This window comes from Stappia sp. (assembly GCF_965276915.1).
Lineage (GTDB): Bacteria > Pseudomonadota > Alphaproteobacteria > Rhizobiales > Stappiaceae > Stappia.
Window position 1 is genome coordinate 331,880 of the sequence record NZ_OZ255709.1, and the last position, 20,621, is coordinate 352,500.

Below are 20,621 nucleotides of genomic sequence, written 5' to 3' on the forward strand. Positions count from 1 at the left end.
TTGCACGCACCTTGCGCGAAGACGGACGCATACTGTGCGCCGAAGGGCCGGATGCGGCCTGCCGATATTCGCCTGAGGAGGACTGAATGGGACCGTTTCCGCACGACGCACCGCCCGCCAGCATCGACGAGGCCAATCCCGCCGGCACGGACGGGTTCGAGTTCGTCGAGTTCGCCCACCCCGAACCGGAAAAGCTCGACGCCCTGTTCCGTCGCATGGGCTACGTGCCGGTCGCCCGCCACAGGACGAAGGCCGTCACGCTCTACCGCCAGGGCGACATAACCTACGTGCTGAACGCCGAACCCGGCTCGCACGCCACCCGCTTCGTCGCCGAGCACGGCCCCTGCGCGCCGTCGATGGCCTGGCGCGTGGTCGATGCCAAACACGCCTTCGATCATGCCGTGAAGATGGGTGCGACACCCTATGACGGCGGCGACAAGACCCTCGATGTGCCGGCCATCGTCGGAATCGGCGGCTCGCTGCTGTATTTCATCGACACTTACGGCGAGAAGGGTTCGGCCTATGACGCGGAATTCGAGTGGCTGGGCGAACGCAATCCGAAGCCCGAAGGCGTCGGCTTCTATTACCTCGACCATCTGACCCACAATGTCTATCGCGGCAACATGGACAAGTGGTGGGACTTCTACCGCGACCTGTTCGGCTTCCGGCAGATCCATTTCTTCGACATTGACGGCCGTATCACGGGCCTCGTCAGCCGGGCAATCACCTCGCCCTGCGGCAAGATCCGCATCCCGCTGAACGAGTCCAAGGACGACACCAGCCAGATCGCCGAGTACCTGCGCAAGTACAAGGGCGAGGGCATCCAGCACATTGCCGTCGGCACCGACGACATCTACGGCGCCACCGACAGGCTCGCCGCAAACGAGCTGAAGTTCATGCCCGGCCCGCCGGAAACCTACTACGAGATGTCCCGCGAGCGCGTGCACGGGCATGACGAACCGCTCGAGCGGATGAAGAAGCACGGCATCCTGATCGACGGGGAAGGCGTCGTCGATGGCGGCATGACCAAGATTCTCCTGCAGATCTTCTCGAAGACCGTGATCGGCCCGATCTTCTTCGAGTTCATCCAGCGCAAGGGCGACGAGGGGTTCGGCGAGGGCAATTTCCGCGCGCTGTTTGAATCCATCGAGGAAGACCAGATCCGCCGCGGCGTGATCAAGACCGACGCCGCCGAGTAGGCCAGGCGCCCGCCACGGCACAGAAAAAAGGGGAGCGGCCATCGCCGCTCCCTTTTTTGTTTGTCGAGAAAGCCGCCGCGACAAAGGCCGCCGGGCCGGTTGTCACGAGGCTCGACGGCGCCCTGCTTCCCTGAGCGTCTCCAGGAAGGAATGCGCCCAGGCCGAGGCATCGTTCTCGCAGATCCGGTCGAAGATCGCCTGCCATCTGTCCCGGCGTTCGTCGAGCGGCATGTTCAGCGCCGTCTGCAGGCTTGCCGCAACGCCTTCGGCGGAATGCGGGTTGACGATCAGCGCCTCCGGCATGCCCTCCGCCGCCCCCGCGAAACGCGACAGGACGACGACGCCGGGATCCTCCGCCCTCTGGGCGGCGACATATTCCTTGGCAACCAGGTTCATGCCGTCGCGAAGCGGTGTCACCAGCGCCACCCGGCTTGCCCGATAGAGCCCGGCAAGCGCCCGGCGCGTGAACGAGCGTGTCATGTAGCGGATCGGCGTCCAGTCGAGATCGGCGAACCGGCCGTTGATGTTGCCGGTCAGTTCCTCCAGCTCGCGGCGGATCTCGGCATAGGCGTCGAGTTCCGCGCGCGAGGGTGGCGCCACCTGCATCAGGCTCACCCGCTCCCGGTTTTCCGGATAGTCGTCCAGGAGCCGCCCGAAGGCGCGGAAGCGTTCCGGCAGCCCCTTGGAATAGTCGATCCGGTCGACGCCGATGATCTGTTGGCGCCCCGCAAGGAGTTTCTCGGCGCGGCCCGTATGGCGGCGCGCCTCCGGTGTCGTCGCCTGCCGGGCAAAGCCTGCCGCGTCGATCCCGATCGGGAAGGCCCGCGCGACCACCCGCCGGCCGCCGACGGCCAGTTCCCCGTCCCCTGTCTCCGCTCCGTCGAGTTCCTCGACGACGAAGCGGCGGAAATTGGCGGCGTCGCGCCGCGACTGGAAGCCGATGACGTCATAGGCGAGCATGCGGCGCACCAGGGTCGCCGCGTTCGGCAGCCCGGCCAGCACTTCCGGCGCCGGGAACGGGATATGCAGGAAGAAGCCAAGCGGGTTCTCGACCCCCATGCCGCGCAGCTCGGCCGCGAAGGGCAGGAAGTGGTAATCGTGCACCCAGACGATGTCGTCCGGCGCGAGCAGCGGGCGCAGTCGCGTCGCGAACCGCTCGTTCACCCGCCGGTAGCCGTCCTCCAGCCGGCGGTCGAACACGGCAAGGTCAAGCCGGTAGTGCAGCACCGGCCACAGCGTCTTGTTGGAATACCCCGCGTAGAACTCGTCATAGTCGGCCTGGGTCATGTCGACGGTGGCCATGCCGACCTTGCGGGTTCCGGCCTGCTTGAGATTGCCGAAGGACCCCTCCTCGGACACCTCGCCGCTCCAGCCGAACCACAGCCCGCCCGTCTCCGTCAGCGCATCGACGAGCGCGACGGCGAGGCCGCCGGCGCGCCCGGTATCCTTGAGCGGACCGACGCGGTTGGAAACGACGACAAGACGGGACATCAAGCTCCTCCAGATGGATTGCGCGGCCGGGCCGGCGGAAAGCCGGGCATGCCGGCAAGCGGTATCGACCGGCGCGGGTCGTCGGCGTCAGACAAGGCTTTCCCAGCCCTCCGATAGCCGCATCGCGCCATTGATGATGCCGACCATCGAGTAGGTCTGCGGGAAATTGCCCCACAATTCCCCGGTCGCCGGATTGGTGTCCTCCGACAGCAGCCCGACATGATTGCGGCAGGCGAGCATCGTCTCGTAGATCTCGCGGGCCTCGTCCTTGCGGCCGATCCGGGCAAGCGCGTCGATGTACCAGAAGGTACAGATGTTGAAGGCGTTTTCCGGCGCGCCGAAATCGTCGGCGGCATGGTAGCGAAAGAGATGCTTGCCGCGCCTCAGCGTTTCGCCGATGCGCTCGACCGTGGCGACGAAACGCGGGTCCTGCGGCGGCAGGAAGCCGACCTCGGCGATCAGCAGCAGGCTGGCGTCGAGATCCTGCCCCTCGAAGCTCTCGACGAAGGCGCCGACCTTCTCGTTCCAGCCCCGGGCAAGGATCGTCGCGTGAATGGCGTCGGCCCGCTCCTGCCACAGCACCGCCCGCTCGATGCGGTCGAACTGGCGGGCGATCTTGGCGAGCCGGTCGCAGGCCGCCCAGCACATCAGCGACGAGGAGGTGTGGACCCTGGCCCGTGTCCGCAATTCCCAAAGCCCGGCATCGGGCTGGTCATGCATGGCAAAGGCCCGCTCGCCGATCCGCTCCAGCCGCTCGAAATCATCGACCCCGGGTTGCCGCAACAGGCGTTTGTCGAAGAACGCCTGCGAGGCGCCAAGCACGATGTTGCCATAGACGTCATGCTGGAAATGCTCATAGGCTTGGTTGCCGATCCTGACCGGCCCCATGCCGCGATAACCGGGCAGGTCCACGGTCGTCTCGACAAGCTTTTCCTCCAGCGCGATGCCATAGAGAGGCTGTACGTGATCGGCCCCGGTCATCGAGGCGATGTTGTTGATGTAGCGGAGGTAGTTCTCCATCGTCTCCATCTCGGAGAGCGAGTTGAGCGCCCGCACGACAAAGAACGCATCCCGCAGCCAGCAATAGCGATAGTCCCAGTTGCGGCCGCTGTTCGCCGCCTCCGGGATCGAGGTGGTCGCCGCGGCGATGATCGCGCCCGTTTCCTCGTAGGTGCACAGCTTCAGCGTCACCGCCGCCCGGATCACCGCTTCCTGATAGTCGAGCGGCAGTCCCAGCCGGCGCGTCCACAACCGCCAGTGCAGGACGGTCTCCTCCTCGAACTCCCGGCACAATGTTTCCGGATGATGGGTGAGGCTCTCGTCCGGCCCGAAATAGAACGACACCGGCCCGTCCAGGAGGAACGGTGTCTCGTCGCGCACATAGGTGATCGAGGCATTCGTCGTCAGCCGCACCGTCTGGCCATTGCCGACGAAACGCATGTGGTTCGATCCGTAGCTGACCTCCGGCACCCGCGTGCCATGATCGAACCGTGGCCGGCAGCGCACGCGGATGCGCGGATGGCCGGCGATCGGCCGCACCCGCCGCACCAGCCCCGTCGGCCGGAACATCCGCCCCTTGGTCTGGAAGCGCGGGGCGAAATCCGTGATCTCGACGGCGTTTCCCGCCTCGTCGTAGAGCCGCGTGACGACCACGGCCGTGTTCTCGATATAGGCCTGCTCGCTGCGGCAGGCATTTTCCAGGTCGATCGAGAAGGCCCCGTCGCCGGCCGCGCCGCGCGTGCCCAGCAGCGCATGGAAGACCGGGTCTCCGTCGAAGCGCGGCAGGCACATCCACACGACGCGGGCCATCTTGTCGATCAGCGCCGCCACCGAGCAGTTCCCGACGATCGCCAGGTCGAGTGACGACGGCTCCGATGGTGTCATGTCTGCGGTTTCCTTGCTGTTGCGTGGGCGGGAAGGTCGAGCGCCAGCCAGTCGGTGACACTCTCCACGTCGGGCAGGCGGAACCGCGCAAGGCTGTCGCCGCGACCCACCTTGATGCCGAAGCCGCCGATCGCCTCGGCCACCCGGATCCCGTCCTCGTCGGTCACGTCATCCCCGACAAAGACCGGGGTGCGGCCGCGGAACGGATCGATATCCATGAAACTTGCAACGGCCCAGCCCTTGTCGCGATAGGCGGGCTTGGCCTCGACCACCATCTTGCCGCGCACCAGATGCAGGTCGGGCAGGTCGACAATGGCCCCCTGCATCACCTCGAAAACGGCCTCTTCGCAATCCGGCGCGATGCGGTAGTGGACGGCGATGGCCGCGCCCTTGTCCTCGATGGAGACGCCACGCCCGAGCAGCCCGCTTCCCGAGAGCGCCGCCTTCAGCGTCTCAAGTTCGGGTCCCACCGGCGCCCGTTCGATCCCGGCATCGGGATGCAGGCGCGTCTCCAGCCCGTGCAGTCCGGCGCAAGGCAGGGACAGCGGCGCCAGATGCGTGTCGATCTCGTGGATGGGCCGGCCGCTGACGATGGCAACGGCGCCGTCCAGATGGTCGACCAGGCGCTCGAGGCAGGCGATCACCCGCGCCTCCGCCTCGACCGCGTCCGGCGTCCGCGCGATCTCGACGAGCGTCCCGTCGAAATCGAGGAACAACGCCAGGTCATCGGAGACAGGCGGTGGAGCGTTCATGGCCCAAAGCCTACGAAACCTTGCTCCCCATGAGAAGGCCCGGAGCGAAAAAACCCTTCAGGACGCGCGATTTGCCGCGCCGCATCATGCAGCGGCCTCTTCCGAGAAGGCGCCCGGTCCCGGCGTTGCGCCGTCCGGGCACTTGCCGAGGATGATCATGCCGAGCACTTCGTCCTTGGTCACGTCCGTGGTGCGCGCCGTGCCGACGAGCTGCCCGTTCTTCATCACCGCGACACGGTCGGCGAGATCGAAGACGTCGTGGATGTCGTGGGAAATGAGAAAGATGCCGAGCCCCTGCGCCTTCAGCTCCTTGATCAGTTCGGAGACCATCTGCGTTTCCTGCACGCCAAGGGCGGCCGTCGGTTCGTCCATGATCAGGATGCGGGCGTTGAAGTAGACGGCCCTGGCAATCGCCACCGATTGCCGCTGCCCACCCGACAGCGCCTTTACCGGCGCCTTGAACTTGCGGAAGTTCGGGTTGAGCCGGGCGAGGATCTTGCGGGTCTCAGCCTCCATCGCGTCGTCGTCGACGAAACCGAGCGGCGAGACGATCTCGCGCCCGAGAAAGAGGTTGGAGGCGGCATCCAGATTGTCGGCGAGCGCCAGCGTCTGGTAGATCGTCTCGATATTGTAGTCGCGGGCATCGCGCGGGCTGTTGATCGTCGCCTTCCTGCCGTCGATCAGGATCTCGCCGCTGTCGCACTGGTAGGCACCGGACAGCACCTTGATCAGGGTCGACTTGCCCGCACCGTTATGGCCGAGCAGCCCGACCACTTCCCCCGGATGCAGGTCGACGCTGACATGGTCGACGGCGTGGACGCCGCCGAAGGAGATGCAGATGTCTTGCATCTGCACGAGGGGAGTTGCCATGGCTCAGTCTCCCGTGCGCTTGCGATAGATGATGTCGACGAGCACGGCCACCACCAGCACGACGCCGACGACGATGTTCTGCAAGGGAGCATCGACGCCGACCATTGCCATGCCCGATTGCAGCGACTGCATGATCAGCGCGCCGAGTATGGCGCCGTAGATCGTGCCGAGCCCGCCCGACAGCGCCGTCCCGCCGATGACCGCGGCCGCGATGACGCGCAATTCGTCGAGCGTGCCCAGGTCGTTTGTCGAGAAGCCGAGGCGGGCGGCCGCCACTGCCGCCGACAGCGCGCAGAGCCCGCCCATGATGGCGAAGACCTTCACCGTCAAAAGGCGCGTGTTGATGCCGGAAAGCTCGGCCGCGTCCGGATTGCCGCCTGCGGCGAAGATATAGCGCCCGAGCCGCGTCCGCCGGGCGATCACCGTCATGCACACCGCGACGACGATCAGCAGCAGCACCGAATAGGGCAGGCCGTAGGAGGCGGTGTAGCCCTCGGGCACCTCCAGGCCGCGCGCCGCGAAATCGCGCCGCAGCACGCGCACCGGCACCTGATAGGCGTTGAGGACGGCGATGAAGCCGAGGATCGCGGCGGAGACGACTGCGCCGAGCGTGATTTCCGCCCAGACCGGCTTGACCGGGAAGCCATGCGTTGCCTTGCGCCGGCGCGAGGCGAACTGCAGGGAAAGCGCGGTCACCACCGCCGCAAGAGCGAATATCCAGGACCAGGTCTCGCCGAGCGTGCCGCCGATGCCGCCGATCATGGTGAAACGCTCGTCCAGCGGACCGATGGTCTGGCCGTCCGTGATGAACCATGCAGCGTTGCGCCAGACGAGCAGGCCACCAAGGGTGACGATGAAGGCGGGGATGCCGAGATAGCCGATCAGCGCTCCCTGGAAGGCACCGATGGCGACGCCGACGACGACGCCGGCGAGAATGGCGAGGATCCAGATCGCCGGATGGCCGAGTTCCAGGCCGAACACGGCGGGAAGCACCTGTGTCTGCACCATCGCCATGACGGCGGCGACGGTCGCCAGCAGCGAGCCCACGGAAAGGTCGATGTGGCGGGTGACGATGACGAACACCATGCCGGTCGCCATGATGGCGACGGAAACGGTCTGGATCGTCAGGTTGAAGATGTTGCGCGGCGTCAGGAAATTGCCGCCGGTGAACACGTTGAACACCAGGCACAGGACGACGAACGCACCGATCATGCCGAGCAGGCGCGTGTCGATCTGCAGCGCGGAGAAAACCGACCTGCTCGCCGCCGTCTTCGGTTCGGACACCGCGGTATCAGTCATGTGAATAGCTCCCGCTTGGAGACTGTAGCACCCCTCGGCCCCTGCGTCAGGCGCCGGCTTTCAGCCGCCATGGTTCGGCCCTGCCCCGGCATTCTGGCCGGGGCAGGGTCGCAAGGTCAGGCTTGGGGGTATCAGTTGCAGGGAGCCGGGCCGCCGCTGACGCCCTGGCAGAGCGCGTCCTTGGTGATCCAGCCGGCATCCACCACCGCCGAGAGGTTCTCGCGGGTGACCGGGATCGGCGCCAGGAAGCGGGCGGTGAGTTCCGTGCCGGCCGGAGAGGTCCACTTTCCGGCGCCCTCGACGCTGTCCATGGTGCCGCCCTTGGCGAGCGAGACGGCGACTTCGCCGGCAACCTTGCCAAGCTCGCGGGCGTCCTTCCAGACGGAAACGGTCTGAGTGCCCTTGGCAACGCGGTTCAGCGCCGCATGATCGCCATCCTGTCCGGAGACCGGAATGCCTTCCATGCCCTGCGCCGTCAGCGCCGCCACCACGCCGCCGGCCGTGCCGTCGTTCGAGGCGACCACGGCATCGACCTTGTTGTTGTTGGCGGTCAGGATCTGCTCCATGTTCCGCTGCGCGTTGGCGGGAAGCCAGCCGTCGGTATAGGCTTCGCCGACGATCTTGATCTTGCCGCCGTCGATCGCCGCCTGCAGCACTTCCTGCTGGCCGCCGCGCAGGAAGTCCGCGTTCGGATCCGTCGGCGAGCCCTTGATCATCACGTAATTGCCTTCCGGCGCCTGCTTCAGGACCTCGCGGGCCTGCATGCGCCCGACCTCGACATTGTCGAAGGTCAGGTAGAAGGCGCGCCCGTCCTCGATGAGGCGGTCATAGCCGACGACGGGAATACCCTCGTTGGCGGCCGCCTGGATGGCCGGGCCGATAGCCTGCGAATCCTGCGCCAGGATGATGAGCGCGTCGACGCCCTGGGCGATCAGCGCTTCCACGTCGGACAGCTGCTTGGCGGCGGACGACTGGGCATCGGCCGACACATAGGTCGCCCCGGCGGCCTCGAGCGCGCCCTTGATCGCGGCCTCGTCCGTCTTCCAGCGCTCTTCCTGGAAGTTCGACCAGCTGACGCCGACGGTGATGTCCTGCGCCTGGACCGGAAGGGTCATGGCGGCGAGAAGCGCGCCGGCAAGAAGCGGTTTGAAATTGCGCATGTCTGTTTCCTCCGATGTGTCCCCGCTCCTCCCATTTGCGGAACGAAGGATCATGAACCTGTCGGGCGCAGCCCGGAAAAACCCTCCGGCCGGATTGCGTCGCGGCATGGCGCGTCGACGAAATTTTATTTTTTTCGACGTCCGAAAAAAAGTTGCTCCAAACAAAAGCGCCTGTCAACATGGTTTCTTGAAACGGATGGACCGGCCGGCAGCTTGACCCGCCTGTCCGTCGCGCGAGGTAGGGAGAAACCCGCCGGGCCAACAATGGCCTGCCCGCGCCAGGGGACGGAGACGGGCAACCGGGATGGGAATGACGCAAAAGGCCGACCGCGACCAGATCAGACGGCAGAACCGCTCGGTCGTTCTCCAGGCCTTGCGGCGCAAGGGGCCCCAGGCCCGCATCGATCTCGGTCGCGTCACCGAACTGAGCCCGGCAACGGTCACCTCGATCACCTCCGACCTGATCGCCGAAGGCCTTGTCGTGGGCGTCGACGAACCGGGCCAGCGGGAGCGGGAAAAGGGCGTGCGCGGCCGGCCGCGCAGCCTGCTTGCCCTGCATGGCCCCGCCGCCTCCATTCTCGCCGTCAAGCTCTCCGTCAACACGATCGAGCTGGCGCTCGCCGACTATGGCGGCAATCTCCTCGCCAGGGGGGCCGCAAGCTTCGACAGCGTCACCGTCACGGCCGACGCGTTCGGCCAGACGCTCGTTGCCGCAATCCGCGAGTTCCTGGCGGCACACGACATCGACCGGCCCTCGGTCATAGCCATCGCCTCCCAGGGCGTGGTCGACGACAGCGCCGGCACCGTTGCCTGGTCGCCCGCCTTCGCGGTGCGCCATGTCCCTGTGATTGCGCCCCTGCGGGAGGCGTTCGGCGTTGCCTGCATGCTGTCCAACGACACCAACATGATCGCCGAGGCGCTGCACCGCATCGATCCCGTCCGCTACGGGGGAACCTTCGCGGTGCTCTTCGTCGACTACGGCGTCGGCATGGGGCTGTTCGTCAACAACCGCCTCTTTGTCGGAGAGACCGGCGCCGCCGCGGAGATCGGTCATGCCAGCCATATTCCCGGCGGTGCTCTTTGTCGCTGCGGGCGGCGCGGCTGCCTTGAGGCCTATCTCGGCGACTATGCCCTGCGTCGGCACGCGCTGCGGCTCGACCCGCAAACGCCGCCGAGCACGATACCGGTCGCGCGCGACACGATCCGCGAGCTCATCCGTGACGCTGAAAACGGCGATGCAGGTGCGCTTGACGCCTTTCGCGCCGGGGGAACCGCGCTCGGCTACGCCTTCGCCCGGATCATCGCGACGCTGGACCCGCGCCGTATCGTCGTCACCGGTGCCGCCTCCAACGCCTTCCCGCTGATGCGCGAGGCCGCCCTTGCCGCTCTCGACGAGGCGCTCGTCGCCGACCTGCGCGGCGATGTCGAGATCGAGGCGATCGCCTGGGAGGAAGACCTGATCCTGCGCGGCACCATTGCCCGCGCCCTGCATTCGCTCGACACCGAGGTCTTCGCCGAAACCGGCGTCAGTGCGCTGCAGATGCCCGTGGGAGGATAGGCATGATGGAAATGGCCCGCTCCGCCATGGCAGGCCCCCTTGCCGCCGCGGCTTTCGCGCTGGCGGCGCTGGCCCCGGCACTCGCCGGGGAGGCACCGCCCTGGAGTGAGCGGGTCCTTCTGGCGCCCCTCGATCTCGCCGACATCGCGGCGACGCCGATGGAGGAGAGGATCGCCCGGCTGAAGGAGCGGGGCGAGGAGCTCTTTACCGGCAAGTTCATCCGGGCGGACGGTGCCGGCCGGCCTCTTGCCACCCAGGCGATCATTCCCACGAAGCGCCGCCGCCCGGCGCATCAGGACTTCCAGCGCCTCGCCGGTCTCGACGCCAATGCCTGCGCCTCCTGTCACCACGAGCCGGTGATCGGCGGTGCTGCTCCCTTCACCGCCAACGCTTTCGTTTCCGAAGGCTTCGAAAGCGCCGATTTCGACACGACCGACCCGCAATTCTCCAACGAGCGCGGTTCGCCGGCGCTGCACGGCGCGGGTCTGGTCGAGCTTCTCGCCCGCGAGATGACGCACGAGTTGCAGGCACAGCGTGACCGCGCCCTTGCCGATGCCCGTCGCAGCGGCACGGCGCAGGTCGCCCAGCTTTCCAGCAAGGGCGTTTCCTTCGGCAGGATCACCGCCAATCCGGACGGCAGCCTGGACATTTCGGCGATCGAGGGCATCGATCCCGATCTCGTGCTACGCCCCTTTTCCCAGAAAGGGGTCTTCGGGTCCCTGCGCCAGTTCTCCGTCAACGCGCTCAACTCCCATCACGGCATCCAGGCGGTGGAACGCTTCGGTGCCACATGGACCGGAACCCCGGATTTCGACGGGGACGAAGTTGCCGACGAGATCGGCGCCGCCGACATTTCGGCCCTCGTCGCCTTCCAGGCGACCTTGCCGGCGCCGTCGCGCAAGACGGACCTGCCCCCGCTCTGGCGGGACGCCGCGACCCGTGGCGAGGCGCTTTTCGCCGACACCGGCTGCGCCGCCTGCCACATCCCCGCGCTGCCGCTCGCCTCGACCGTGTTTCTCGATCCCGGGCCGGTGGAAACCGCCGGCACGCTCAGGTCCGATGACGTCGACGCCCCGCTGGAGATCGACCTCGGCGCGCTCGACTTCGTCCGCGTGCTGCCCCGCGACGGGAACGGGCATGTCCTCGTACCGCTCTTCGGCGACCTGAAGCGCCACCGCATCGCCGACACCCGCGAGCCCGCCCTTGGCAACGAGCTGCTCGGCCAGCGCTTTGTCGACCGCGACGTCTTCATCACCGCGGAGCTGTGGGGCGTCGGCTCGACCGCCCCCTATGGCCACCGGGCCGACCGGACGTCGCTCGACGAGATCATCCGCGCCCATGCAGGAGAAGCGCGGGAGAGCCGCGAGGCCTATGCCGCGCTCCCCGATGACGGTCGCGAGGCGGTTGTCGCCTTCCTGCGCAGCCTGGAGATCCAGAAATGACGCGCACCGCCACTGCCCGTCCGGTCCCCCGGCCTGTGGCGCGGGTTCGTCCTGCCGCGCTGCTGGCCGGGGCACTCCTGTGCGCCTCGCTTCTGCCCGCCGCCTGGGCGTACACCACCGTCGCGGCCGCCGCCGAAGACGCGCCCGCCCCCGTGCCGCGCTTTGTCGAGGAAGCGGGCAAGGCCGGCATCGACCATGTCTATTCCGGTCCCTGGGAGTATTTCGTCGGCGGCGGCGCCGCGATCCTGGACTGCGACGACGACCGGCGGCCGGACCTGTTTCTGGCCGGCGGCGCATCGCCCGCCGCGCTCTTTCGCAACACCTCCCGGGCCGGCGGTCCGCTTTCCTTTGAAAGACAGGAGACCGGACTGCCCTCGCGCCTCCTCGATCAGGTGACCGGCGCCTATCCGCTTGACGTCGACAATGACGGAAAACTGGACCTCGTCGTCCTGCGCGTCGGCGAGAACCAGATCCTGCGGGGCACCGGCGGCTGCCGCTTCGAACCGGCCAACCGGCGTTTCGGCTTCGACGGCGGGCGTGGCTGGACCACGAGCTTCGCCGCGACCTTCGAGAAGAACGCCGCCTATCCGACCCTCGCCTTCGGCAACTATGTCGACCGGTCGGCGCCCGGATCGCCCTGGGGCACCTGCGACGATAACATCCTGCACCGCGCACTTGCCGGCGCCGCCAAGGCCGGCGCGCCCGACTATTCGGACGGGCTTCGCCTGACGCCCGGCTATTGCGCGCTCTCCATGCTGTTCACCGACTGGAACCGGTCCGGCGAGCAGGCCCTGCGCATTTCCAACGATCGTCACTACTATCGCGGCGGCGAGGAGCAGCTCTGGGCCCTGCCGGAGGGACGCCCGCCGCGGCCCTATCGGCGCGCCGACGGCTGGCGCCATCTGAAGATCTGGGGCATGGGCATCGCCAGCACCGACCTTGACGGCGACGGCCTGCCGGAATTCGCCCTGACCAGCATGGGCGACACCAAGTTGCAGACCCTCGACCGGGAAACGGACGAGATGCTGCCGGTCTATCGCGACATCGCCTTCGACAAGGGCGTCACCGCCCACCGCCCCTATACGGGCGAGGACATGCGCCCTTCCACCGGCTGGCATGCCGAGTTCCAGGACGTCAACAACGACACGCTTTCCGATCTCTTCATCGCCAAGGGCAATGTCGAGGCGATGCCCGACTTCGCCGCCTTCGATCCGGACAACCTGCTGATCCAGCAGTGGAGCGGGCAGTTTGTCGAGCATGGCGAGGCGGCCGGCATCGCCCTTGACCGGCGCGGCCGCGGTGGCGGTCTCGCCGACTTCAACATGGACGGGCTGCTCGACCTGGTCGTCGTCAACCGCGAGGCGCCAGCAAGCCTTTTCCGCAATCTCGGCGGGGCAAACCCCTCCGCCGGCAAGACGAGGCCCCTCGGCAACTGGCTCTCCGTCGGCCTTGCACAGGGCGGTTCCAACCGCAACGCCGTCGGTGCGAAGCTGAGCATCCGCGTCGGCGCCCGCAGCCTCACCCGCGAGATCCAGGTGGGCGGCGGCCATGCTTCCGGCCAGTCCGGCTTCGTCCATGTCGGGCTTGGCGTTGCCGAGCGCGCCGTCATTCGCGTGCGCTGGCCCGATGGCGACTGGAGCCATGGCTACCGCGTCTTCGCCAACCAGTTCGTGCTGATCGATCGCGGCGCCGACGACGTGCGCTACTGGTATCCACCGCGCTGACCGCGATCCGGCCCGGCGCTCACACCCGCTCGAGCAACAGCGCCGTTCCGAGCCCGCCGGCGCTGGCGATGGCGGCAAACCCGAGGCTGCCGACCGGCTCGCCCTGCAATTCATGGAACAGCCGGACGGCGAGGATAGCGCCGGACGCACCGATCGGATGGCCGCGCGCCAGCGCCCCGCCACCGCGATTGACCCGCGCGGGATCAAGGCCGAGCCCCTCGATGCAGGCAATCGCCTGCACCGCATAGGCTTCCATCACCTCGGCAACGGCAAGCGATCCCGCATCGATGCCGTGCCGCGCCAGCAATCGCTTCCCCGCCACAACGGGCGCAAGACCCGGCAGGCAGGGGTCGCTCCCCGCCGCCGCGCTGTCGACGATCCGGCACGCGGCGACATGCGGGTTCGCCTGCAACCAGGACGCGGAAACCACCAGCGCGAAGGCGGCCGCATCGGCCGACACGGCGGCGCTCGCGGCACGGAGACAAGCCGCGCCGGCCCGCGCCAGAGCGCGCGAGCGACGTCCCGTTTCCGTTGACAGATCGCGGGTGAAGCGGTCTTCACGGACCGCGTCCAGCGGCACGATCTCTCGCTCATGGCGCTTCAAGGCGAGTGCCCGGCGCGCCGATGCATGGCTGGCGACGGCAAAGGCGAGCTGCGTCTCTTCTGCAATCCCCAGCCGAACGGCAAGCGCCAGCGCGGCGTCCGCCATGTCGGGATCGCGCTCCGGCCACGGCGTGAAGGGCGGCCGGTCATAGGCGACGGGCTCGCCGCCTTCACCCGTCGGCTTGCGCAAGCGGATCGGCGCGCGCGAATAGCTCTCCATTCCGCCGGCAAGGACGCAGTCGGCCGCCCCGGCCTCGACCAGCCGCGCCGCATGGGCGATAGCATCGAGCCCCGAGCAGCACTGGCGGTCGATGCTGATTGCCGGCACGCTTTCGGGCAGGCCCGCAAACAGGGCGGCCCGCCGGGCGGGGTTCCCGCCGCCATATAGCGCGTTGCCGGCGATAACCTCGTCGACGCCCCCGCCTTCGATACCGCCCGCCCTCAGGCAGGCCCGCATCACCGGTGCCGCCAGGGCATCGACCTCCAGCGCCGCGAAGGCCCCGCCGCGCGGGACGACCGCACTACGCCGGGGCGCGACGAGATACGCTGTCACGGGCGGCCTCCCGATGCTCGATCTCCGCGGCGATCGCCGGAAGATCGCTCTTGCCGCCCGGCGTCAGGGGCCAGTGGGAGAGAAACTGAAAGGCGCGCGGCACCTTGGCCGGTTCGAGCAAGGCGAGACAATGCCGGCGCAGCGCCTGCGGGTCGGGCAAGGCGCTTCCACTCGGCTGGATGACGGCAACGATCCGCGCCCCGCGCAAGGGATCCTCCAGTCCGAAGACCGCCGCCTGCGCCACCCCGGGATATTGCAGCAGCGCCGCCTCGATCTCCTCGGCGAACACATTCATCCCCGAGGTCACGATCATCCGCCCCTTGCGACCCGAGAGCCACAGACAGCCCTCCGCGTCCAGCGCCCCGCGATCCCCGACGCTGACCCAACTGCCGTCGCGACGGGTCATCGGTTCGGCGCCCATCACGTAACCGTCGAAAAGAAGCTGGCTCCGTACCCAGATGTCGCCCGTCTCGCCAGGGGCGAGGCAGGTGCCGTCCTCGCCGCGGATCTCCACCTCGACGCCCTGGAACGGCCGGCCGACACTGCCTGGCGGATCCCCGGCCCGGCGATGCGAAATGAAACTGGTCTCCGATGTCCCGTAGAACTCGTGCACCTCTGCACCCGGGCACATCCTTGCGAGAAGATCCCGCTCGCGGTCCTGCCATTTCGCGCCGCTGAGCAGGATGCGCCGCAGGGCGGGAAGCCGGATGCCCTCGCTCGCGGCCCCCTTTGCAAGCAATTGCAATTGCGTGGGCGTCGCGACAAGCACGCTGGAGCCTGCCTCCTCCATCCGGCGCAGGATCGCCTTTGGCTGGAACCTGCGCGCGATGTCGAGACGCAGGCCGCTGTCGAGGGCCAGCATCGCACCGAACAGATGCAGCGAATGCCCGATGCCGCCGGGAACGAAGACCCGGTCCGACCCGCCAATGCCGAACGCCTCGAGACACAACCGGAAACTCAGCGTCCAGGACCTGTGCGAGCGCTGGAATGCCTTGGGCATGCCCGTGGAACCCGATGTCAGGCCGATATAGAACGGCTCCAGCGGTCCGGCGCGGAACCGGGCGGCCGGGTTGCCCGCCACGGGACCGGTCGCGTCGTCGCCCCTCTCGTCAGGTCCGCAAGGAGCCGGGTCGCAGCCGGAAAATGCCTCGTCCTCCGCGACCGGCCCCAGTTCCGTGTGCAGGCGCTCTCCGTACCGTTGCCAGTGCGCAGGGTCGGCAACCAGCACGATCCGGCCACTGCGCGCACCGGCGCAAAGACGGACAAGGGCGGAAAGCGGGTCTCCCGCGTCGACCCGCAGAAGACGGCCGGCGCACGCGCGTGCAAGCGCTGCCTCGGCCGCCTGCGTCCGGGCCAGAAACTCCCGCCAGGTGAGGGCCGCGCGCCCGTCGCACAGCGCGGTGCCGCCCCCGGCGTGCACCGCATACGCCTCCAGTGAGGCGCAGACAGTGTCCCCGAGACCTTCCCTCATCGGCCCTTGCTCATGCCGGCCGGATCACTGGCGCGACAGGATCGCGTCCGGCCGGCCGCGCTCGACGGCCCCGACAATCGCGGCGGCCGCGAACGCCTTCAGGATATCCCCGGGCAGATAGGCGAGCATGCCCGCAACGGCCTCAAGCAGGGACGTTTGCGCCATGATCGCGATGCCTGGAATGCCGAAGACGTAGAGCACGATGATGCCGCCGACGACGCTGGAAACGAGCGTGGCGGTGAAGATCGGTTGCGACCGGAGCACCCGCATCATGGCCCCGCACACGAACGCCGCAACCGGGAAGCCGATCAGAAAACCCACGGACGGCGCATAGAAAACGCCGATCCCGCCCCGCCCGCCGGCAAGCAGCGGCGCGCCAAGGGCGACGATGAACAGGAAAAGCAGCACGGCAAGGGCTCCGCGAACCGGGCCCAGCATGACGCCGGCCAGCATCACGCCGAGGGTCTGCGCGGTGATCGGCACGCCGCCCATAAGGGGGATCGAGACGAGCGGCAGAAACCCCAGCGCGCCGATAAAGGCGGCGTGAATGGCAATATGGACGAGCGAGCGGTCGGCGGTCATCGAATGGCATCCATCTGGTCGGCATCTCCTTCTTGCCCGTCCGGCCGCCCTGCCTCTTCCGGTTCTCCGGAAAGGGCGGGATCGGCGCCGCCGCGCGCAGCCAGCGCTTCCGCAACGTGATCGGCGGCATTTAGAGCCTGGAGGCACAGGGGCGCAACCAGTTTGACGTGCCCCTTGCGCCCCGACCGGGCCCGGTGCGCCTCCTGCAGGCGGCTGCCCATGTCGACGATCACCGGCGTGAAGCGGATGACCAGGGCGATGGCGAGCGCCAGGCGCCGCTCCGACAGGCCCACCCATGCGACCGGGCGCAGCACGGGCCGCAGGGCATCGATCATCTCATCCATGCGGGTGGTCAGGGTGACGAGGCTCGCCAGAAGGAACAGCGTGGCGAGGCGCAACCCCACAAGCAGCCCCGTTTCAAACGAGCCAAGCAGGGCGTGAAGGCCGAGCACGAAGGCAAGGACCATCGCCAGCGGCCGCAACGCCCGCAGCGCGGAAAGGCCTTGCCGTCCGAGCAGCGCGTAGCCCGACAGGCTGCCAATGAGGCAAGCCAGCAGGACAACGGGATCGCGAAGCGGAAACAGCAGCAGAGACGCGAGCGCCAGTCCCAGCAACTTCCACCCCGCCGGCACAAGGTGGAGCGGACTGCGCTGCTCCAGATAGAGGCCGATCACAGCGCGGGCGCCGTCAGCGACCCGGCCCGCGCCCTGGCGAAGTCCCGGTAAGCGGGCAGCACGTCGCCCGGCGCCCCGTCGCCGCGCACTTTGCCGCCGTCGAACCATATCACCCGGTCGAACGCCTCGATCATCTCAAGGTCATGGCTGACCAGCAGGACGGATGCGTCCGCCCGAGCCAGGAACGCTCCGAAATGCAGCCGCAGGGCCAGGTCGAGGCCGGCGAACGGCTCGTCGCACAGGAGCAGGCGGGGAGCTGAAACGGTGACCGCAAGCAGGCAGACGAGCTGTTTCTGGCCTTCCGAAAGCAGCGCGACCGGCCGGTCGGCCCAGTCGGCGCATCCATGCTCGGCAAGGCAGGCGAGAGCGATGGCGTCCGCCTCCGCCTTGCTTGCGCCGAACTGGCGCGGGGCGAAGGCGATTTCCTCGCGCACCGTCGGGAAGATCATCTGGTGGTCGGGGTTCTGGAACACCATGCCCACATGGCGGGGCAACTGCCGGGCCGCCTTGCGCGTGTCGAGACCCAGGACCTCGACATCTCCCTCATCCGGAACGAGCAAGCCGTTGAGAAGACGCAGGAAGGAACTCTTGCCCGACCCGTTCAGGCCGACCAGAGCGATGCGCCGCTCGCGAAGATCGAGCGACAGCCGATCAAAAACAGAAAAAGCGCCACGCTTGAGCGTGACGCTTGAAAGTATCGCATAAGCTGTTTCGGACATTTCGTGTCCGTCTTTTGCGAGACAGAGGTCTCGCGTTAATCTTGGATTGTGTTGCAGAGTTTTTTTTGCGCTTTGCGGGCCTGGCGGCGACCGACTCTCCCACGTCTTGAGACGCAGTACCATTGGCGCTGGGGCGTTTCACTTCCGAGTTCGGGATGGGATCGGGTGTTTGGGTCCCCGCAATGGCCACCAGGCCGGCAGAGCGCAAAAATTGTGAACTGGTCTTAGGCTGCTTTGGCAGCGCCTCATTTTGAGGCAATTGATTATGATGGGCATTGACTAATGAGAGTGATCAAGCCGATCGAGCTATTAGTACCGGTAAGCTTCATGCATTGCTGCACGTCCACACCCGGCCTATCAACGTGGTGGTCTTCCACGGCTCTCAAGGGAGAACTGGTTTTGAGGCCGGTTTCCCGCTTAGATGCTTTCAGCGGTTATCCGTTCCGTACATAGCTACCCTGCTATGCCGCTGGCGCGACAACAGGTCCACCAGAGGTACGTCCATCCCGGTCCTCTCGTACTAGGGACAGATCCTCTCAATTCTCCTACACCCACGGCAGATAGGGACCGAACTGTCTCGCGACGTTCTGAACCCAGCTCACGTACCACTTTAATCGGCGAACAGCCGAACCCTTGGGACCTGCTCCAGCCCCAGGATGTGATGAGCCGACATCGAGGTGCCAAACGATTCCGTCGATATGGACTCTTGGGAATCATCAGCCTGTTATCCCCGGCGTACCTTTTATCCGTTGAGCGATGGCCCTTCCACGAGGGACCACCGGATCACTATGACCGACTTTCGTCTCTGCTCGACTTGTCAGTCTCGCAGTCAGGCGGGCTTATGCCATTGCACTCGTCGAACGATTTCCGACCGTTCTGAGCCCACCATCGCGCGCCTCCGTTACCATTTGGGAGGCGACCGCCCCAGTCAAACTACCCGCCACACACTGTCCCGGACGTTGTTGCGCCGCGGTTAGACATCCATGACGACAAGGGTGGTATTTCAAGGGTGGCTCCACAAGAGCTGGCGCTCCTGCTTCGACGCCTACCACCTATCCTACACATGTCGTGACGAATGCCAGTGTGAAGCTGTAGTAAAGGTGCACGGGGTCTTTCCGTCTGACCGCAGGAACCCCGCATCTTCACGGGGAATTCAATTTCACTGAGTCTATGCTGGAGACAGCGGGGAAGTCGTTACGCCATTCGTGCAGGTCGGAACTTACCCGACAAGGAATTTCGCTACCTTAGGACCGTTATAGTTACGGCCGCCGTTTACCGGGGCTTCAATTCGGAGCTTGCACACCTCCTCTTAACCTTCCGGCACCGGGCAGGCGTCAGACCCTATACGTCGTCTTGCGACTTCGCAGAGCCCTGTGTTTTTGATAAACAGTCGCCACCCCCTGGTCTGTGCCCCCCGAACCTGGTTGCCCAAGCCCGGGGCTCCCTTCTCGCGAACTTACGGGAGCAATTTGCCGAGTTCCTTCAGCATAGTTCTCTCAAGCGCCTTGGTATGCTCTACCAGTCCACCTGTGTCGGTTTCGGGTACGGTCTATAAGCGGGGGCTATTTCCTGGAACACCTTCACCGCATCCCCAATCCAGTAAGGGGATACGATACACGGCATCCGTCACCACCCGCAGGCTGCAGAATATTAACTGCATTCCCATCGACTACGCCTTTCGGCCTCGCCTTAGGGGCCGGCTAACCCTGCGCCGATTAGCGTTGCGCAGGAACCCTTGGACTTTCGGCGAGGGGGTCTCTCACCCCCTTTATCGTTACTCATGTCAGCATTCGCACTTCCGATACCTCCAGGAGCCCTCACGGGTCTCCCTTCGCAGGCCTACGGAACGCTCCGCTACCGCTCAGCTTACGCTGAACCCGCAGTTTCGGTACATGGCTTGAGCCCCGTTACATTATCGGCGCGGAACCCCTTGTTTAGACCAGTGAGCTGTTACGCTTTCTTTAAATGATGGCTGCTTCTAAGCCAACATCCTGGTTGTTTTGGGAGTCCTACATCCTTTGCCACTTAGCCATGATTTTGGGACCTTAACTGGCGGTCAGGGTTGTTTCCCTCTCCACAATGGACGTTAGCACCCACTGTGTGTCTGCCGGATAGTACTTTCTGGTATTCGGAGTTTGGTTAGGATCAGTAAGACGGTGAGTCCCCATAGCCCATCCAGTGCTCTACCCCCAGAAGTATTCATCCGACGCTCTACCTAAATAGATTTCGCGGAGAACCAGCTATTTCCGAGTTTGATTGGCCTTTCACCCCTAGCCACAACTCATCCCCGACTTTTTCAACAGGCGTGGGTTCGGTCCTCCAGTGCGTGTTACCGCACCTTCAACCTGGTCATGGCTAGATCACTCGGTTTCGGGTCTAATCCGACATACTAAATCGCCCTATTAAGACTCGCTTTCGCTGCGCCTACACCTTCCGGCTTAAGCTTGCATGTCAAATTAAGTCGCTGACCCATTATACAAAAGGTACGCCGTCAGGCTTGCGCCCTCCGACTGTTTGTAGGCATTCGGTTTCAGGGTCTGTTTCACTCCCCTCGTCGGGGTGCTTTTCACCTTTCCCTCACGGTACTTGTTCGCTATCGGTCGACAAGGAGTACTTAGGCTTGGAGGGTGGTCCCCCCAT

15 protein-coding genes and 2 rRNA genes (1 of these 17 cut by a window edge) are annotated in these 20,621 nt (G+C 66.2%); 4 read left to right on the forward strand and 13 right to left on the reverse strand.

The window, feature by feature from the left end; genetic code table 11:
* Nucleotides 1-86 precede the first annotated feature (86 nt).
* Nucleotides 87-1,199: a 4-hydroxyphenylpyruvate dioxygenase gene (gene hppD, locus ACQY46_RS01480; protein ID WP_428698554.1), complete on the forward strand. Its 1,113-nt coding sequence runs from the start codon at nt 87-89 to the stop codon at nt 1,197-1,199.
* A 102-nt stretch (nt 1,200-1,301) separates the two neighbouring features.
* Here hppD and ACQY46_RS01485 read toward each other — a convergent pair whose 3' ends face one another.
* The 6 genes from ACQY46_RS01485 to xylF form a co-directional block, all read right to left on the reverse strand.
* Nucleotides 1,302-2,690, reverse strand: a complete 1,389-nt coding sequence (locus ACQY46_RS01485) for an alpha,alpha-trehalose-phosphate synthase (UDP-forming) (RefSeq protein WP_428698555.1) — start codon at nt 2,688-2,690, stop codon at nt 1,302-1,304.
* An 87-nt stretch (nt 2,691-2,777) separates the two neighbouring features.
* On the reverse strand, nt 2,778-4,574 hold the full coding sequence (locus ACQY46_RS01490; protein WP_428698556.1) for a glycoside hydrolase family 15 protein: 1,797 nt from the start codon (nt 4,572-4,574) through the stop codon (nt 2,778-2,780).
* Nucleotides 4,571-5,326 carry a trehalose-phosphatase gene (gene otsB / locus ACQY46_RS01495; protein ID WP_428698557.1) on the reverse strand — a complete coding sequence of 252 codons (756 nt, stop codon included), beginning with the start codon at nt 5,324-5,326 and terminating at the stop codon, nt 4,571-4,573. Before otsB ends, ACQY46_RS01490 begins: the two co-directional genes overlap by 4 nt.
* A gap of 84 nt (nt 5,327-5,410) precedes the next feature.
* Entirely contained in the window at nt 5,411-6,175 is a 765-nt protein-coding gene (locus tag ACQY46_RS01500; RefSeq protein ID WP_336623137.1) for an ATP-binding cassette domain-containing protein, read from the reverse strand.
* A gap of 24 nt (nt 6,176-6,199) precedes the next feature.
* A complete protein-coding gene (locus ACQY46_RS01505; protein ID WP_428698558.1) occupies nt 6,200-7,495 on the reverse strand; it encodes a sugar ABC transporter permease in 1,296 nt (431 codons plus the stop codon).
* Nucleotides 7,496-7,626: 131 nt separating this feature from the next.
* Entirely contained in the window at nt 7,627-8,655 is a 1,029-nt protein-coding gene (gene xylF / locus ACQY46_RS01510) for a D-xylose ABC transporter substrate-binding protein (RefSeq protein ID WP_428698559.1), read from the reverse strand.
* 310 nt (nt 8,656-8,965) lie between these two features.
* On the opposite strand from xylF, the gene ACQY46_RS01515 reads away from it, so the two are divergent.
* The 3 genes from ACQY46_RS01515 to ACQY46_RS01525 are packed head-to-tail and all read left to right on the forward strand — an operon-like array spanning nt 8,966 to nt 13,379.
* The gene (locus tag ACQY46_RS01515) at nt 8,966-10,213 is read left to right on the forward strand and encodes an ROK family protein (protein ID WP_428698560.1); all 1,248 of its coding nucleotides are present in this window, start codon (nt 8,966-8,968) and stop codon (nt 10,211-10,213) included.
* Nucleotides 10,214-10,215: 2 nt separating this feature from the next.
* Complete coding sequence (locus ACQY46_RS01520) at nt 10,216-11,655, forward strand: di-heme oxidoredictase family protein (protein WP_428698561.1); 1,440 nt, start codon at nt 10,216-10,218, stop codon at nt 11,653-11,655.
* Entirely contained in the window at nt 11,652-13,379 is a 1,728-nt protein-coding gene (locus ACQY46_RS01525; protein WP_428698562.1) for a CRTAC1 family protein, read from the forward strand. The genes ACQY46_RS01520 and ACQY46_RS01525 overlap by 4 nt, the downstream gene beginning before the upstream one ends.
* A 19-nt stretch (nt 13,380-13,398) precedes the next feature.
* Here ACQY46_RS01525 and ACQY46_RS01530 read toward each other — a convergent pair whose 3' ends face one another.
* The 7 genes from ACQY46_RS01530 to ACQY46_RS01560 all read right to left on the reverse strand — a co-directional run.
* Nucleotides 13,399-14,535: a thiolase family protein gene (locus tag ACQY46_RS01530; RefSeq protein ID WP_428698564.1), complete on the reverse strand. Its 1,137-nt coding sequence runs from the start codon at nt 14,533-14,535 to the stop codon at nt 13,399-13,401.
* A complete protein-coding gene (locus ACQY46_RS01535) occupies nt 14,504-16,006 on the reverse strand; it encodes an AMP-binding protein (RefSeq protein ID WP_428698565.1) in 1,503 nt (500 codons plus the stop codon). Before ACQY46_RS01535 ends, ACQY46_RS01530 begins: the two co-directional genes overlap by 32 nt.
* Nucleotides 16,007-16,030: 24 nt before the next feature.
* Nucleotides 16,031-16,588, reverse strand: coding sequence for a biotin transporter BioY (locus ACQY46_RS01540; protein WP_428698566.1), 558 nt, complete (start codon nt 16,586-16,588; stop codon nt 16,031-16,033).
* Nucleotides 16,585-17,262, reverse strand: a complete 678-nt coding sequence (locus tag ACQY46_RS01545; protein WP_428698567.1) for an energy-coupling factor transporter transmembrane component T family protein — start codon at nt 17,260-17,262, stop codon at nt 16,585-16,587. Before ACQY46_RS01545 ends, ACQY46_RS01540 begins: the two co-directional genes overlap by 4 nt.
* Nucleotides 17,259-17,981 (reverse strand): energy-coupling factor ABC transporter ATP-binding protein, encoded by a 723-nt coding sequence (locus ACQY46_RS01550; protein ID WP_428698568.1) that lies wholly within the window; start codon nt 17,979-17,981, stop codon nt 17,259-17,261. The genes ACQY46_RS01545 and ACQY46_RS01550 overlap by 4 nt, the downstream gene beginning before the upstream one ends.
* A gap of 78 nt (nt 17,982-18,059) precedes the next feature.
* Nucleotides 18,060-18,175 (reverse strand): 5S ribosomal RNA (rrf, locus tag ACQY46_RS01555).
* A gap of 94 nt (nt 18,176-18,269) precedes the next feature.
* Nucleotides 18,270-20,621, reverse strand: a 23S ribosomal RNA gene (locus tag ACQY46_RS01560) (it continues 371 nt past the right edge of the window).

What these genes read in the sequence shown, in the direction of transcription:
- hppD (WP_428698554.1), top strand. Translation starts at nt 87, where the DNA reads ATGGGACCGTTTCCGCACGACGCACCGCCCGCCAGCATCGACGAGGCC.
- ACQY46_RS01485 (WP_428698555.1), bottom strand. Translation starts at nt 2,690, where the DNA reads ATGTCCCGTCTTGTCGTCGTTTCCAACCGCGTCGGTCCGCTCAAGGAT.
- ACQY46_RS01490 (WP_428698556.1), bottom strand. Translation starts at nt 4,574, where the DNA reads ATGACACCATCGGAGCCGTCGTCACTCGACCTGGCGATCGTCGGGAAC.
- otsB (WP_428698557.1), bottom strand. Translation starts at nt 5,326, where the DNA reads ATGAACGCTCCACCGCCTGTCTCCGATGACCTGGCGTTGTTCCTCGAT.
- ACQY46_RS01500 (WP_336623137.1), bottom strand. Translation starts at nt 6,175, where the DNA reads ATGCAAGACATCTGCATCTCCTTCGGCGGCGTCCACGCCGTCGACCAT.
- ACQY46_RS01505 (WP_428698558.1), bottom strand. Translation starts at nt 7,495, where the DNA reads ATGACTGATACCGCGGTGTCCGAACCGAAGACGGCGGCGAGCAGGTCG.
- xylF (WP_428698559.1), bottom strand. Translation starts at nt 8,655, where the DNA reads ATGCGCAATTTCAAACCGCTTCTTGCCGGCGCGCTTCTCGCCGCCATG.
- ACQY46_RS01515 (WP_428698560.1), top strand. Translation starts at nt 8,966, where the DNA reads ATGACGCAAAAGGCCGACCGCGACCAGATCAGACGGCAGAACCGCTCG.
- ACQY46_RS01520 (WP_428698561.1), top strand. Translation starts at nt 10,216, where the DNA reads ATGATGGAAATGGCCCGCTCCGCCATGGCAGGCCCCCTTGCCGCCGCG.
- ACQY46_RS01525 (WP_428698562.1), top strand. Translation starts at nt 11,652, where the DNA reads ATGACGCGCACCGCCACTGCCCGTCCGGTCCCCCGGCCTGTGGCGCGG.
- ACQY46_RS01535 (WP_428698565.1), bottom strand. Translation starts at nt 16,006, where the DNA reads ATGAGGGAAGGTCTCGGGGACACTGTCTGCGCCTCACTGGAGGCGTAT.
- ACQY46_RS01540 (WP_428698566.1), bottom strand. Translation starts at nt 16,588, where the DNA reads ATGACCGCCGACCGCTCGCTCGTCCATATTGCCATTCACGCCGCCTTT.
- ACQY46_RS01550 (WP_428698568.1), bottom strand. Translation starts at nt 17,981, where the DNA reads ATGTCCGAAACAGCTTATGCGATACTTTCAAGCGTCACGCTCAAGCGT.